The sequence below is a fragment of the Paenibacillus sp. 22594 genome (genome assembly GCF_052044425.1).
Lineage (GTDB): Bacteria > Bacillota > Bacilli > Paenibacillales > Paenibacillaceae > Paenibacillus_AQ.
Genome location: NZ_JBQENA010000001.1, coordinates 1,455,511 through 1,471,076, shown reverse-complemented (window position 1 = coordinate 1,471,076; position 15,566 = coordinate 1,455,511). Strand labels below are relative to the sequence as shown.

Sequence of the window (15,566 nt, the reverse complement as noted above, 5' to 3'; positions counted from 1 at the left end):
CTTACTTTTGATTATATCGCTTCTTTTACGGGAAGTCACATTTGTCCATACATTACACACATGATTGCATTATCAGGGCAAGTCTGATTTTATTATAATGTAAGCATAAACGAAGCAATACGATTTCCAAAAGTTAAAACGAGAAGCAGCGAAAGGATGGAGTGGCATTAATGAGCATACAGGATCTGAAAGTCAAATTTATCGAGAAATACGGAGAGAGCACAGAGGAGGCGCGTGTATTCTATGCTCCGGGCCGGGTAAACCTCATAGGTGAGCATTTGGACTACAACGGAGGTTACGTGTTTCCGGCAGCGCTGGACTTCGGAACTACACTGATCGTGCGTCCGCGCAAGGATGGCAAGGTTCAGTTTGCATCGACGAATTTCCCATATGAGGCCTCGATTGACTACAGTGAAATCGGCAAAGCCAAAACTGGTGAATGGGTAGACTACCCGGTTGGTGTGATGGTGGAGCTGGCCAAAAAAGATCTTCCGGTATCCGCAGGCTACGACCTTCTGTTCCACGGCGAAATTCCGAACGGCTCAGGCCTGTCCTCCTCGGCTTCCATCGAAGTGGTCACCGGGTTTGCCTTCCTGACGCTGCTTGGCGGAGATACGGATACTGTAGAAATCGCTTTGTTGTCCCAACGTGCGGAGAATCAGTACGTAGGTGTGAATTCAGGAATTATGGACCAGTTCGCCGTAGCCAACGGCAAGCGTGACCAGGCGATCCTGCTCATGTGCGACACCTTGGAGTACAGCCTGATTCCTTTTGTAACCGGCTCCTACAAGCTGGTGATCGGCAACACGAACAAGAAGAGAGGCCTGGTGGACTCCAAATACAATGAGCGCCGCAGCCAGTGTGATGAGGCCTTGGCGATTTTGAAGCAGGAGGTTCCTTCCCTGTCTTACCTGGCAGAGATGAAACCCGCACAATTCGAAATATACAAGGATAAAATCACTGACGAAACGGTAAGACGCCGCGCCCGTCATGTAGTGGAAGAAAATCAGCGTGTGCTCGATTCTGTAGAAGTACTGAAGAAAAACGACCTGAAGCAGTTCGGTTTATATATGAATGATTCCCATGTCTCGCTCCGCGACCTCTATGAAGTCAGCTGCGAAGAGCTGGATGTTATGGTGGAAGAAGCACAGAAGATTCCTGGTACGCTCGGCTCACGCATGACCGGTGCAGGCTTTGGCGGCTGTACCGTATCGCTGGTGCATGAAGATGATGTGGAACGGTTTATCCGTGAAGTAGGAGAAGCCTACAAGAACAGAACCGGCCTGACCGGTGAGTTCTATGTATGCGGAATCGGCAATGGAGTAGAAGAACTGAAAGGAGTGAAGTAAGATGGCGATTCTAGTAACAGGTGGAGCAGGGTATATCGGTTCTCATACAGTAGCGGAGCTGCTGGATCGTGGCGAAGAGGTTGTAGTGATCGATAATCTGCTGACAGGGCACCGTGAGGCGCTTCTGGGCGGCAAGCTGTATGAGGGCGACCTGCGTGACAAGGTAACACTCTCCAAGCTCTTTTCGGAAAATAAGATCGACGCCGTCATCCACTTTGCTGCAAGCTCACTGGTTGGCGAGAGCATGAAGGACCCGGTTAAATACTACGACAACAACGTTTACGGCACACAATGCCTTCTGGAAGCGATGCAGCATGCCGGTGTGGACAAAATCGTCTTCTCTTCGACAGCCGCAACCTATGGAGAACCGGAAAAGGTGCCGATTGAGGAAACCGACCGCACCGAGCCGGCGAATGTATACGGCGAAACCAAGCTGACCATGGAACGGATGATGTCCTGGTTCGACAAGGTGCTGGGCATCAAATATGTGGCGCTGCGCTACTTTAACGCCGCAGGTGCACATGCCAGCGGCAAGATCGGTGAAGATCACCGTCCGGAGAGCCACCTCATTCCGCTGGTGCTGCAAACCGCGCTGAAGCAGCGCGAGAGCATTGCGGTATTCGGTGACGATTACCCGACAGAAGACGGAACCTGTGTGCGCGACTATATCCATGTCAGCGATCTGGCCGATGCCCATGTACGGGCCGTCAACTATCTGCGCAGCGGCAGCGCCAGCAATATTTTCAACCTGGGCAACGGGCTGGGCTTCTCCGTCAAGCAGGTCATTGAAACTGCGAAAAAGGTAACCGGCCTTGATATTCCGGTGGTAATTCAGGAACGCCGCGCCGGAGATCCGGCTGTACTGGTAGCTTCCTCCGACAAAGCCCGCTCTGTGCTTGGCTGGAATCCGCAGCATGCTGATGTTGAGGGGATCATTCAAAGCGCCTGGAACTGGCATTCGGCCAATCCGCAAGGGTACGGGGAATAAGCTACAGCACATGAAGGAGAATTGAAATGAATAACGATAATAGTGCCGCTCCAGCTGCGGTAAAGGCGCTGTATGCGATCGAACAGCTGGTAGGCTTTGCTATCCACAAGCAGTTGATTCAGCCCGCGGATGTGGACTACAGCCGCAATGAACTGCTGGATCAGTTTGGTTTCAGCGAGCCGTATGCTGCCGAATTCGCAGAAGCTCCGCTGGAGAGTCCGCAAGCCCCGCTGGATGTTCTGATTGACTATGGTTTTGAAATGGGCCTGATTCCCGAAAATTCGGATACGTACCGCGACCTGCTGGATGCCAAGATCATGGGCCTCCTCATGGCCCGTCCTTCCGAGGTGAATGCCGAATTCTACAGCCTCACAGCTGAAAAGGGCATTCAGGCGGCGACGGACCGCTTTTACAAGTTAAGCATAGATTCCAATTATATCCGCATGGACCGGATCTCCAAAAACGTGTTCTGGCTGCAGGAATCGCCGTACGGCGACATCGAAATGACGATTAATCTGTCCAAGCCGGAGAAAAACCCGAAGGAAATTGCCATGGCCCGGCTGCTTCCTCCTCCGGTCTATCCGAAATGTCTGCTGTGCCGCGAGAATGTCGGTTACGCCGGAAGGCTCAATCATCCGCCCCGGCAAAATCTGCGTGTTATTCCGCTGAAGCTGAATAATGAGAAATGGTTCCTCCAGTATTCGCCTTACGTCTACTACAACGAGCACTGCATCGTGTTCCATCACGATCATGTGCCGATGAAGCTGACCAAAGATACGCTTAAGCGTCTGCTGAGCTTCGTGGAAACCTTCCCGCATTACTTCATCGGTTCCAATGCGGATCTGCCGATTGTCGGCGGCTCGATTCTGACCCATGATCATTTCCAGGGCGGCCGCCACACCTTTCCGATCCAGAAGGCGCCGAAGGAGGCTACCTTCACTCACGATGCTTATCCGGGTGTAAGCCTCAGTATCGTGAAATGGCCGATGTCGGTACTGCGTTTGCAGGGTTCAGATCCGGCAGTGCTGCTGGAATGCGGGAATTCGATCTATGAAGCCTGGCAAACCTATAGTGATCCTGCAGCTGAAATACTGGCCTCAAGCGAGGTGGACGGGGAGCAGACGCGGCATAATACCGTTACGCCTATCGTGCGCCGGGCGGAAGACGGCGGTTTTGAAATGGATCTGGTACTGCGCAACAACCGGACCAGCGAGGCATATCCTGAAGGGATTTTTCACCCGCACCGGGAAATGCACCATATCAAAAAAGAAAATATCGGCTTGATCGAAGTCATGGGTCTCGCGATTCTTCCAGGCCGCCTGAAGGAAGAACTGGATGCCATTGCCGGTATTCTGGCGGGGGATACGGCTCTGCTGGATGCTGTCCAGTCCCAGGCAGATCACGCGCTGGCTCAGCATGCTTCATGGATTCAGGAACTGACCGTCCGCTTTGGCACGGCCATGGACCGTGAAAAAGCAGTCAAGACAGTGCAAAATGAGGTCGGCATCAAGTTCACCCATATTCTTGAGCATGCCGGTGTGTATAAGCGTACCGCGGAAGGTCAGGCGGCGTTCCACCGCTTTGCCAACAGCCTTGGCTTCAAGTGAGCCTACACGGCTCCTGCTAATCCAATAGCTCTACCCTGTGAGATGTCCCCTGCCGCTTGGCACGGGGGCATCTTTTTACGGAGAGCGGCTGTTCGCCAGGAGCTGATTTGAATGCTGCCGATCAGAGGTCTATAATAGAATATTGCATCACATTCCTGAACTAAACGGAGGTTCGTCCTTATGCGCAAGTTTGAATTTTATAATCCTACCAAGTTGATTTTTGGACAAGGTACCCTTAGTGCACTCCAGACGGAAGTGCCCAAATACGGTAAGAATGTACTGCTTATGTACGGCGGCGGCAGCATTAAGCGCAGCGGTCTGTATGCGAATGTAATCAACGAGCTGAAGGCCATTGGTGCAGTAGTTACGGAATTGTCCGGTGTAGAACCGAATCCGCGTCTGTCCACAGTACATAAGGGTGTAGCCTTGTGCCGAGAGAATGGTATTGACCTGATCCTCGCCGTAGGCGGCGGAAGTGTCCTGGACTGTGCCAAGGCGGTTGCAGTGGGTGCGAAATATGACGGGGATATGTGGGACTTTGTAGAGCGCAAGGCCGCTCCGCAGGGGGCGCTTCCGCTGGGAACCGTGCTCACTATGGCTGCTACAGGCTCGGAAATGAACAATGGCTCCGTGATCACGAATGAAGTCACCCAAGAAAAAATGGGTTGGGGCAGTATTCACGCCTTCCCGGCTTTCTCGATTCTTGATCCGGAGAATACCTTCACTCTGCCGCGTGACCAGACCGTTTACGGGATGGTGGATATCATGTCCCATGTACTGGAGCATTATTTCCATACTGACGGTAATACACTGGTGCAGGACGGGTTCTGTGAGGCGCTGCTTCGCACAGTGATTGCCACTGCGCCGAAGTTGGTTGAAGACCTGAACAACTACGAACTGCGCGAGACGATTATGTACTGCGGCACGATGGCACTGAACGGAATGGTAAGCATGGGATTTGCGGGAGACTGGGCAACCCACAATATTGAGCATGCCGTATCGGCTGTATACGATATTCCACATGGCGGCGGATTGGCGATTCTCTTCCCGCACTGGATGAAATACAACCTCAGCACGAACCCTGCCCGTTTCCGCCAGCTGGCTGTTAATGTATTTGGCATTGATGCTGCCGGCAGATCCGATGAAGAGGTGGGTCTTGAGGGTATCGAAGCGCTGCGCCGTTTCTGGGATTCCATTGGCGCGCCGAAGACACTGGGCGACTATGATATCGATAACAGCGAAATTGGCAATATGGCCGACAAAGCCGTCCGCTTTGGACCGTTTGGGAATTTCCGCAAGCTGCAGCGTGAAGACGTTGTGGAAATTTATACAATGGCACTGTAAGAGAAACGGCAGCCTTTTGCCGGTCAATACTTAAATGAGCGAAGAACCGTCCCTTTCGGGGGGCGGTTTTTTGTTTTCCAGTATACAATATTGAGATATTTACCCAAGATTGTGAAACCGGGGACATGTTTTGTGCGTTTAACTTAGTATGACAGTCCGGAAGTAAAGACGGGAGGAGAACGATATGGAGACGCTGTATTTGGGCTGTTTGGCGCTTGGCGTCATTTTTGCCGTGGTCAGTGTGATTGTTGGAGATCTGATCGGCAGTGCCCTTCATGGCATTTTTGATGTGGTTTCCTTTCATTTCATCAGCCCTGCGGTTCTGGCGGGAGGCATCACCGTATTCGGGGGAGCAGGCATTCTGCTGACCCGATACAGCAGCCTGGAGGAAGGCCCAATTCTGGCCCTGTCCTTGCTGTCTGCGGCGTTCATGGCTGTTGTCATGTATTTGGGAGTAGTAAAGCCCATGGACAAGAGCGAGATGTCCAGCGGGTTCTCTATGAGCGAGCTGCCCGGCAGAATCGGTGAAGTAACGGTTCCTGTTCCGGCACAAGGCTATGGCGAGATTATGGTGAAGTTCGGTGCAAGCAATAGTCTGCATACAGCGGCAAGCTTTGATCATCTTCCGCTTCCTGCCGGGATTAAGGTTGTAGTGGTTGAAGTCAAAGAAGGGGTTGCGGTTGTGTCTGAATTCGAAAAGCGAAAAGGAGAGGACGCGTAATGTACGGTTTGCCTGAATACTTATTTATACCTGCGGTGGTTGTTGCGGTGCTCTTTGTGCTCGGTATTGCATTTTGGGCACGGTATAAAACGGTTGGCCCAGATGAAGGGATGATTGTCACCGGTTCATTCCTGGGTAACAATCATATTTCCGATGATGGCTCCGGCCGCAAAATTAAGATTGTCCGCGGGGGCGGAGCGTTTATTCTACCGGTTTTTCAAAAGGCTGAATTCATGTCACTGCTGTCCCACAAGCTGGATGTGACGACGCCGGAGGTGTACACCGAGCAGGGGGTACCTGTAATTGCCGACGGGGTGGCGATCATCAAGGTGGGCAGCTCCACCGAGGACGTGGCTACGGCAGCTGAGCAGTTCATGGGGAAGCCGATTGAAGCCCTGAAGAGCGAAGCACAGGAGGTGCTAGAGGGTCATCTGCGGGCGATTTTAGGCTCTATGACGGTGGAGGAGGTATACCGCAACCGGGACCGTTTTGCCCAGGAGGTTCAGGGGGTAGCGGCGCGTGATCTGAAGAAGATGGGGCTGCAGATCGTTTCCTTCACGATTAAGGATGTGCGCGACAAGCACGGATATCTGGAAGCGCTCGGGAAGCCGCGGATTGCGGCCGTGAAGCGCGATGCAGAAATTGCCGAAGCCGAAGCGCTGCGGGATGCGCGAATCCAGAAGGCGAATGCGGAAGAACAGGGGCAGAAGGCTGAACTGCTGCGCGATACGAATATAGCCGAAGCGTCCAAGGAAAATCAGCTGAAGGTTGCTGCCTTTAAGCGTGATCAGGATACCGCGAAGGCGGAAGCCGACCAGGCGTACCACATTCAGGAGGCGCGTGCCAAGCAGACGGTGGTTGAAGAGCAGATGAAGGTCGAACTGGTGCGTAAGGAACGGGAGATTGATCTGCAAGCCAAAGAAATTCAAGTGCGTGAGAAACAGTATGATGCCGAAGTGAAGAAGAAAGCCGAAGCTGACCGCTATGCGGTAGAGCAGGCGGCGGAAGCCGATAAGGCCAAAAGAATGCGTGAGGCGGATGCCCTGCAATACAGTATAGAAACTCAGGCCAGAGCCACTTCAGAGCAGAAAAGGCTGGAAGGTCAGGCAGTGGCGGATGCCGAGCTGGCTAAAGGTAAAGCAGAATCTGAGGTTATCCGGTTGCGCGGTCTTGCGGAAGCGGAAGCCAAAGAGAAGCTTGCGGAAGCGTTCCAGAAATTCGGTGAGGCCGCAGTGCTCGATATTATCGTGAAAATGCTGCCTGAGCTGGCTGGACGTATCGCTGAGCCGCTGGCTTCCATCGATAAGCTGACTGTGGTGGATACCGGCAACGGAGAGGGAGCTGCCCGTGTCAGCAACTATGTGACTCAGCTAATGGCTACGGCTCCTGAAATGCTCAAAAGCGTCTCTGGGATTGATGTAGAAGCCTTAATCAAGGGATTGACGGCAGGAAAGGGAGGCTCCAAAGCGCCGGCGGCTTCACCTGTCAGCCAGCCTTCAGCTCTTACGGCTCCCGCACCTGTTACGCTGGCAGAGAAGCCCGCAGAATAACAGGACCATGAACCTGGGGATGACCGGCAGCTTCAGCCTATCATCCCTTTATTTTTTAGTACTCGACTTAATGAGAAGTGTAGGGAGGCCATATGCAGCTGATTCTGGATAATATCCGCAAAAGCTTTGATGACAAATCTGTACTTAAGGGCATCGACTTTACATTTGAAAAAGGTAAAATTTACGGCTTGCTGGGGCGCAACGGTGCCGGCAAAACTTCACTGTTCAACTGCCTGAGCGGAGAAACACGCATGGACAGCGGAGGCGCTTTTCTGCGAAGAGATGAAGTCAGTCTGCCGCTGCTCGAAGAGGAGATCGGATATGTATTTTCGCTGCCCATTCTCCCTGAGTTTCTGACAGGTTATGAGTTTGTGAAATTCTATATGGACATCAACCGGGACAAAATCCAGCCGGGCAAAACCATCGGGGACTATTTTGATATTATCCGTTTCGAAGAAGAGGACCGCCACCGGCTGATCAAAGGCTATTCTCACGGCATGAAGAACAAAATCCAGATGCTGTGCTTCATCATCACCCGCCCGCCTCTGATTCTGCTGGACGAGCCGCTTACTTCGTTCGACGTAGTGGTGGCGCTGGAGATCAAGAAGCTGCTCCGTGAGATGAAGCGGGATCATATTATTATTTTCTCGACCCATATTCTGCAGCTTGCCGCCGATCTGTGCGATGAGCTCGTGGTGCTGAATAATGGCGTGCTTCAGGAGATCCCTGCAGACATCCTGCATAGTCCTGAGTTTGAGGAACGGATTATTGCATTGCTGAAGGATGGCGGCGAACATGATTAGCACGCTGAGCACCATTATGCAGATCCGGGGGGCCTCGGGTGCGAACCGTCTGCTGTATTATTTTGGGAGATTACCTCTGGTCGGCAAACTGGTGAATGACAGCGTGTATTCCCGGACCTCCCTGAAGAAGACTTTTACCATAGTGGCCCTTTTTCTGAAAATCATCTGGGGTTTCCTGTCCAAGTTTGCCTATCTGGGGCTTATCGTGTATCTGCCTGTCGTTCTCGCCGCCAAGGAGCTTCCGCTTCCTGAGCAATACGATCTGTACCTGCAAGTGCTTGTATTGCTGAGTTTTGGGGTGGGCACTGTGTCCAATGCCATAATTTTGGAACCGAAGCGGGATAAATATATTTGTGTCAAGCTGATGAGGTTGCCCGCCGACAAGTACATGCATGCTGTCCTGACGCTCAGGTCGCTGACTTTTTTTATTTATTTTGTGCCTGCGATGATGGTATTTGCTCATGTATATAGCGCACCGCTCTGGCAAGGACTACTTTTGTCCTTACTGCTTTCATTATGGCGTATTGCTGGTGAAGCGCTCCATCTGTGGATATTTGATACGAGGGAAATGGTGCTTGTCAAAAAAAACGGTCTGGTCTGGTCCGCCATTGGAGTGGGTTACCTGCTGGCATTTGTGCCTCTGTACAGGGGAAACGCGCTAATGGATATGGATGGAGTAATATTCAACCTTCCCCTGAGTGTGGCGCTTGTGGTCCTAGGAGCTTTGTCTGCATTGTATATTGCCAGGTATCCCGGCTACCGTAACGCAGTGGACGCGGTCACCAAGATTGATGATCCGCTGCTGGATATGGGACGGATGATGAAAGAGGCAAATAGGAAGCAGGTCGAGACGCATGAGAAGGATTTCACATCCAATCAGCTGCGGCCCGGACAATTTGCGGACAAAACCGGCTATGCCTACCTGAACGCGATCTTTTTCTCCCGGCACAGACGCTTCCTGATTCAACCCATCCAGCGGCGGCTGCTGATTATTGGCGCACTGTTTGCAGCCGGTCTGCTGATTCTGCTGACTGCGCCGGATACATTCACGAAGCTGGTCCAGTATGTAATGAGCACTCTGCCCATGCTTGTCATTGTCATGAGTTTCACCTCTATTGGGGAGCGGGTATGCAAGGCGATGTTTTTCAACTGCGATCTTAGTCTGCTGCGGTATGGCTTTTACCGTGAGCGGTCTGCAGTCCTGAGCAATTTCCGCGTTCGACTGCTTCGCATCAGTGGTCTTAATCTGATTCCGGCTGCAGCGATCTGTGTGGTAGTGAATGTGCTCATTCTCTTATCGGGGGAAAGCTGGGGAATGACGGACACGCTGATTTTCAGCGGTGTGATTCTTGGCCTGTCGCTGTTTTTTTCCGTGCATCATTTGTTTATGTACTATATTTTTCAGCCCTACAGCACAGAGCTGAACGTGAAGAATCCGTTTTTCAGTATCATGAACAGTATTGTATTGGGTGTGGGCATTATATGCATGCAGTTTCAGAGTACTCCAGCCCATTTTGCAGTAACGGTGCTGCTGGCTTCTGCTGTCTATGTGCTGATTGCCTTGTTTCTGGTCTACAGATATTCGGCAAAAACCTTCCGGGTGAAATGATTACTTTCGCTGCTGTTTACTGATTCTGGACTAAAAAACATGTATTATGGCTTGATGTTTAGAATGAATATTAAGTATAATGGTGTTTAGTCTTATTTTAAAGTATTTGCTGCTTAAGTTCGAAATCCGTAATTCGAAGAGGTGTACGTAGTGAGCAGCATAACAGTAGCGAAAGTACTCAACAATAATGTGATTATCGCCCAACATCCCCAATATGCCGAAGTGGTTGTCATTGGCAAGGGCATCGGGTTTAACCGTAAAACACGCGACCGGATCAATCTGTCCTCTGTGGAGAAGATGTTTATTCTCCGCAACCAGGAGGAACAGGAACAATATAAGCAGCTCATTCCCCAGGTCGAAGAGAAGCTCATAGAGGTCATGCAGGAGATTGTTTTGCACATTATGCAGAGCAGCCGCCAGCCGCTGAATGAGCATATCCATATAGCGCTCACTGACCATATCTCGTTTGCCATCCGCAGAAACGAGCAGAATATAGCTATTCATAATCCGTTTCTGTACGAAACCAAAGAAATCTACCCGGAAGAATACAACCTGGCGGAGTATGCGGTGGAGCGGATTAACGAGGCGATGGGGGTAAGGCTGCCGCCGGATGAGATTGGTTTTGTTGCCTTGCATATTGTCAGCGCACTCAGCAACCGGCATATCTCTGAGGTCAAGCAGCATTCCCTGTTGATCGGTGATATGGTGAACCTGGTGGAAGACAATCTGGATTATCATATCCCGAGAGACTCGCTGGATTATTCCCGTCTCGTGACCCATCTGCGTTTCGTACTGGAGCGCCTGCGCCGGGGGGAGACTGTGCGGGAGACCTCATCGCTCGATGGACTGATGAAACGCGAATACCCTGAGATGTATATGCTGGCCTGGAAGCTGACTAAGGTCATTGAGCAGCGGGTGCATATTCCCGTCTATGCTGCAGAGGTAAGCTACCTGACGATTCATTTGCAGCGGCTGGCCCAGAAAAAAGAGGATGAAGCAGATATGGAGCTTCTGGAGTAGGAAACAAAACAAAATAACCCTGCATTTGTAGGGCTATTTTTGTGCTTGCATGTTCAAAAGAACGGTGCTACAATGATCCCTGGTTAAACTAAACAGAATACAAAGCGTGTAACTGATTCGATCAGGCATGAGTGATTTACAGTATTTTGGTTGTCCAGCCCCAAGTCGGGGTAATCTAACCTTGTGTTAGAGGAACAACCTGTATGCTGTGTTGCTCATGCCTTTTTTGGCTTCTGTTTGAACGAAATTAACAATTAAGGAAGTGACCTCAATGTTCAAAAAACTGTTTGGTGTGTTGCAAAGGGTCGGTAAGGCGCTTATGCTTCCAGTGGCCATTCTGCCTGCGGCAGGCTTGCTCCTTGGGATCGGCAACATGCTGGTTAACCCTGACTTCCTTCAATACGTTCCGGCACTGGAGAATAATGTGGTTCAAGCCATTGCCAATGTATTGATGAATTCAGGGCAAATTGTCTTCAGTAACCTGTCACTTCTCTTTGCGGTCGGGGTAGCCATCGGGCTTGCCGGCGGTGAAGGGGTAGCCGGACTTGCGGCTATTATCGGGTTCCTGGTCATGAACGTGACTATGGGAACCGTGCTTGGCATCAATGAATGGGTGCTGAGCAAGCAAGACTTCGCCTATGCCAGTGTCTTGGGGATTCCAACCCTGCAGACCGGCGTATTCGGCGGTATCCTCGTCGGGGTCTTGGCTGCGTCCATGTACAAAAGGTTCTTCCGCATAGAGTTGCCATCCTATCTCGGCTTCTTCGCGGGTAAACGTTTTGTTCCAATTATGACGGCAGTAACTTCCCTGCTTCTCGGGCTTGCACTGACGATCATCTGGCCGCCGATCCAGCACGGCCTGAACTATGTATCACAGAGTATGATCAATACGAATCTGACGCTGTCGGCCTTTATCTTTGGGGTGATCGAGCGTTCCCTGATTCCGTTTGGTCTGCATCACATCTTCTATTCACCGTTCTGGTATGAATTCGGAAGCTATATCGATAAAGCGGGAAACCTGGTCCGCGGGGACCAGCGGATCTTCATGCAGCAGCTTCGTGACGGTGTGGATTTCACAGCGGGTACCTTTACAACCGGTAAATATCCGTTCATGATGTTCGGTCTGCCTGCAGCGGCCCTGGCGATCTACCATGAAGCCAGACCAGAGCATAAGCGGGTTGTCGGCAGTTTGATGGTTTCAGCAGCACTGACTTCCTTTCTGACCGGGATTACTGAGCCACTTGAATTCTCATTCTTGTTCGTGGCTCCGCTGCTGTTCGCCGTACATGCAATATTTGCCGGCTTGTCCTTCATGACCATGCATATCCTGAATGTCAAAATCGGGATGACCTTCTCCGGCGGTTTCATCGACTATGTATTGTTCGGTGTGATTCCGAACCGTACAGCGTGGTGGCTGGTTATTCCGGTAGGTCTTGTGCTTGCGGTCATTTACTACTTTGGATTCCGCTTTGTAATTCGGAAGTTCAACCTCAGAACACCGGGACGTGAAGATCCTTCCGATGATGAGGAGGAAGTAAGCACAGAGAATGTATCCAGAAGCGGTGATGATCTGCCGCGCAACATTCTGTCCGCACTGGGCGGCAAAGAAAACATTACTCACCTGGACGCTTGTATTACACGTCTTCGTGTAGAAGTTAAAGATAAGGCCGGCGTGGATAAGAACCGTCTGAAGAAGCTTGGTGCATCAGGCGTACTCGAAGTCGGCAATAACGTGCAGGCGATCTTCGGAACCCGTTCCGATACGATCAAATCACAGATTCAGGATGTAATGAACGGCAGAACTCCAGCCGCTTCACCAGCCGCAGCTGCTCCACAGCCTGAGCTGGAGAAAAAGGCAGGAGAAGAAGGCACAGCGATTATTCCTGAGGATATCGTATCTCCGGTCAACGGGGAGCTGCTCGATATTACACAGGTGCCGGATGCGGTGTTCTCCCAGAAGATGACCGGTGACGGCTTTGCGTTCCTGTCAGACGACGGTAAGATTGCTTCGCCGGTATACGGTAAAGTGTTCAACGTCTTCCCAAGCAAGCACGCGATTGGCATCATGTCCGATGGCGGCAAAGAGGTACTGGTTCATATCGGCGTAAATACGGTCAAGCTTAAAGGTCAGGGTTTCACGATCCTGGTCGAAGAAGGCGATCTGGTAGCCGCAGGACAGCCGATTATGGAGGTTGATCTGGAGTACGTTAAGGCTCATGCGCCTTCCGTAATTTCACCAGTCATTTTCTCCAATCTGCCAGAAGGTTCTGCAGTTACGTTGAAGAAGCCGGGTAAAGTGGTTATCGGCGACAAGGATATCATCAGTATCCTGTAGAATGTGCAATGGGGCAGCGCTTCCTTTATACTTAAAGGGAGCGTAGCCTTCACCATAAAAAAACAAATCCTATATGAACAGAAAGCGAGTTGGATATTATCATGCAAAAAACATTCAGAATTATCGACGAAGACGGAATTCACGCACGCCCGGCAACAGCGCTGGTAAATACGGCAACAAAATTCAAAGACACCGAAGCTTTTGCAGAAGCTAAAGGTAAAAAAGTAACACTCAAGTCCATCCTTGGCGTTTTGTCTTTGGGTCTTGAAGCAGGCGACACTCTGACTTTGATTACTGAAGGCAGTGAAGAGTCCGAAGCGCTGAGCGCACTTCAGGAAGTTATGGTTAAAGAAGGGCTGGGAGAGCTGCATGAGTAAAATTTCAGGAATCGCGGCTTCAGCAGGTATTGCCGTAGCCCGTGCCTTTATCCTGGAACATCCGGATTATACCATTACGAAAACGGCTGTAGGCGATGTGGAGGCAGAGGTTGCCAAACTGACAGACGCGCTGGAGAAGTCCAAAGCCGAGCTGCAGAGCATCAAGGAACGCACCCTCGCTGAACTGGGCGAGAAGAAAGCGGAGATCTTTGAATCCCATCTGTTGATTCTGGAAGATCCTGAGCTGATCAGTCCCGTAATGGACAAAATCCGTGAGGAATTGGTAAATGCGGACTATGCCTTAAATGAAGTTGCCACTCAGTTTATTGAGATGTTTGAAAATATGAAAAGCGCGTACCTTCAGGAACGTGCAGCCGATATGCGCGATGTGACCAAACGGGTGCTGAACCACCTGCTGGGTATCCATTATGTCAGTCCTGCCGAGATCAGTGAGGAAGTCATTGTTATCGCTCAGGATTTGACGCCTTCCGATACAGCACAGCTGAACCGCAACTTCGTTAAGGGCTTCACAACGAATATCGGTGGACGCACCTCGCACTCGGCCATCATGGCCCGCTCCCTGGAAATTCCGGCGGTAGTCGGCACCAAGAATGTACTGTCCGAAGTCAAGGCAGGAGATCTGGTGATTGTGGATGGTCTGAACGGTGATGTTCTGATCAACCCGAGCGATGCTGAAGTAGCGGAGTACAAAGCCAAGCAGGCAGCCTATGATCTGCAAATCGCCGAGTGGAAAAAGCTCCGCGACGAGCCGACCGTATCTGCTGACGGCAAGCATGTGGAGCTGGCTGCCAACATCGGTACACCCAACGATGTGAACGGTGTGATCGAGAACGGCGGCGAAGGTGTAGGTCTGTACCGGACGGAGTTCCTGTACATGGGCCGCGACAAGCTGCCTTCCGAAGAAATCCAGTACAATGCGTACCGCACAGTGCTGGAGAACATGAACGGCAAGCCTGTTGTTGTGCGCACGCTGGATATTGGCGGCGACAAGGAACTGCCGTATCTGGATCTGCCTAAGGAAATGAACCCTTTCCTCGGTTTCCGGGCGATCCGCCTGTGTCTGGACCGTCAGGACATTTTCCGTACCCAGCTCCGCGCACTGCTCAGAGCAAGCGCCCACGGTGATCTGCGGATCATGTTCCCTATGATCGCTACACTCGGCGAGTTCCGTGCAGCACGTGATCTGCTGCTGGAGGAGAAGGCCAAGCTCCGCGAAGAAGGCAAGGAAGTGTCTGACAACATTCAGCTTGGCATAATGGTGGAGATTCCTTCCACCGCTGTTCTGGCTGACCAGTTCGCCAAGGAAGTGGATTTCTTCAGTATCGGAACCAATGACCTTATCCAATATACAATGGCTGCAGACCGGATGAACGAACGGGTATCTTACCTGTATCAGCCATACAATCCAGCCATTCTGCGCCTTGTCAAAATTGTAATCGATGCTGCGCATGCTGAAGGCAAATGGACCGGCATGTGCGGTGAAATGGCTGGCGACAGCACGGCGATTCCGCTGCTGCTGGGCCTCGGTCTTGATGAATTCAGCATGAGTGCCACTTCTATCCTCCCGGCACGGAGCCAGATTTCCAAGCTCTCTGCCGCAGATATGAAGGAAATGGCTGCCAAAGCGCTGCAACTCGGTACCGCCGAGGAAGTTGCTGCCCTTGTGCAAAGCAGTGTGAATTAATTATTGCTTCAAGCATTACTCCGTTTTATAGCAAGTCTACTTTTCCAACTACTTTATACCAGCCTCCTAATTGGGGGGCTGGTTTTTTTATTACTAAGCGGATCGCCTGTGTCTAAATATAAGTTGTAACATTGTGCATTGGTGCTGCGTCAGAAGGA

Annotated in this window: 12 protein-coding genes; all 12 read left to right on the top strand. The window is 51.3% G+C overall.

Going from position 1 to position 15,566, the window contains the following annotated elements:
* Positions 1-170 precede the first annotated feature (170 nt).
* The 12 genes from ACTJKB_RS06605 (at position 171) to ptsP (ending at position 15,408) form a co-directional block, all read left to right on the top strand.
* On the top strand, positions 171-1,349 hold the full coding sequence (locus ACTJKB_RS06605) for a galactokinase (RefSeq protein ID WP_440832605.1): 1,179 nt from the start codon (positions 171-173) through the stop codon (positions 1,347-1,349).
* Position 1,350: 1 nt separating this feature from the next.
* On the top strand, positions 1,351-2,337 hold the full coding sequence (gene galE, locus ACTJKB_RS06600; RefSeq protein WP_074084689.1) for a UDP-glucose 4-epimerase GalE: 987 nt from the start codon (positions 1,351-1,353) through the stop codon (positions 2,335-2,337).
* A 26-nt stretch (positions 2,338-2,363) separates the two neighbouring features.
* Complete coding sequence (locus ACTJKB_RS06595) at positions 2,364-3,944, top strand: UDP-glucose--hexose-1-phosphate uridylyltransferase (protein ID WP_440832603.1); 1,581 nt, start codon at positions 2,364-2,366, stop codon at positions 3,942-3,944.
* A gap of 180 nt (positions 3,945-4,124) precedes the next feature.
* Positions 4,125-5,288 carry an iron-containing alcohol dehydrogenase gene (locus ACTJKB_RS06590; RefSeq protein ID WP_440832601.1) on the top strand — a complete coding sequence of 388 codons (1,164 nt, stop codon included), beginning with the start codon at positions 4,125-4,127 and terminating at the stop codon, positions 5,286-5,288.
* A gap of 184 nt (positions 5,289-5,472) precedes the next feature.
* Positions 5,473-6,009 (top strand): protease, encoded by a 537-nt coding sequence (locus ACTJKB_RS06585; protein ID WP_440832600.1) that lies wholly within the window; start codon positions 5,473-5,475, stop codon positions 6,007-6,009.
* Positions 6,009-7,559: a flotillin family protein gene (locus ACTJKB_RS06580; protein WP_440832598.1), complete on the top strand. Its 1,551-nt coding sequence runs from the start codon at positions 6,009-6,011 to the stop codon at positions 7,557-7,559. The genes ACTJKB_RS06585 and ACTJKB_RS06580 overlap by 1 nt, the downstream gene beginning before the upstream one ends.
* A 92-nt stretch (positions 7,560-7,651) precedes the next feature.
* A complete protein-coding gene (locus ACTJKB_RS06575; RefSeq protein WP_440832596.1) occupies positions 7,652-8,362 on the top strand; it encodes an ABC transporter ATP-binding protein in 711 nt (236 codons plus the stop codon).
* On the top strand, positions 8,355-9,971 hold the full coding sequence (locus tag ACTJKB_RS06570; protein ID WP_440832595.1) for a hypothetical protein: 1,617 nt from the start codon (positions 8,355-8,357) through the stop codon (positions 9,969-9,971). The genes ACTJKB_RS06575 and ACTJKB_RS06570 overlap by 8 nt, the downstream gene beginning before the upstream one ends.
* A 150-nt stretch (positions 9,972-10,121) precedes the next feature.
* Positions 10,122-10,991: a glucose PTS transporter transcription antiterminator GlcT gene (gene glcT / locus ACTJKB_RS06565; protein WP_440832593.1), complete on the top strand. Its 870-nt coding sequence runs from the start codon at positions 10,122-10,124 to the stop codon at positions 10,989-10,991.
* A 271-nt stretch (positions 10,992-11,262) separates the two neighbouring features.
* The gene (gene ptsG / locus ACTJKB_RS06560) at positions 11,263-13,326 is read left to right on the top strand and encodes a glucose-specific PTS transporter subunit IIBC (protein ID WP_440832592.1); all 2,064 of its coding nucleotides are present in this window, start codon (positions 11,263-11,265) and stop codon (positions 13,324-13,326) included.
* A 101-nt stretch (positions 13,327-13,427) separates the two neighbouring features.
* Entirely contained in the window at positions 13,428-13,703 is a 276-nt protein-coding gene (locus tag ACTJKB_RS06555) for an HPr family phosphocarrier protein (RefSeq protein ID WP_440832591.1), read from the top strand.
* Positions 13,696-15,408, top strand: coding sequence for a phosphoenolpyruvate--protein phosphotransferase (gene ptsP, locus ACTJKB_RS06550; protein WP_440832590.1), 1,713 nt, complete (start codon positions 13,696-13,698; stop codon positions 15,406-15,408). The genes ACTJKB_RS06555 and ptsP overlap by 8 nt, the downstream gene beginning before the upstream one ends.
* Positions 15,409-15,566: the final 158 nt, after the last annotated feature.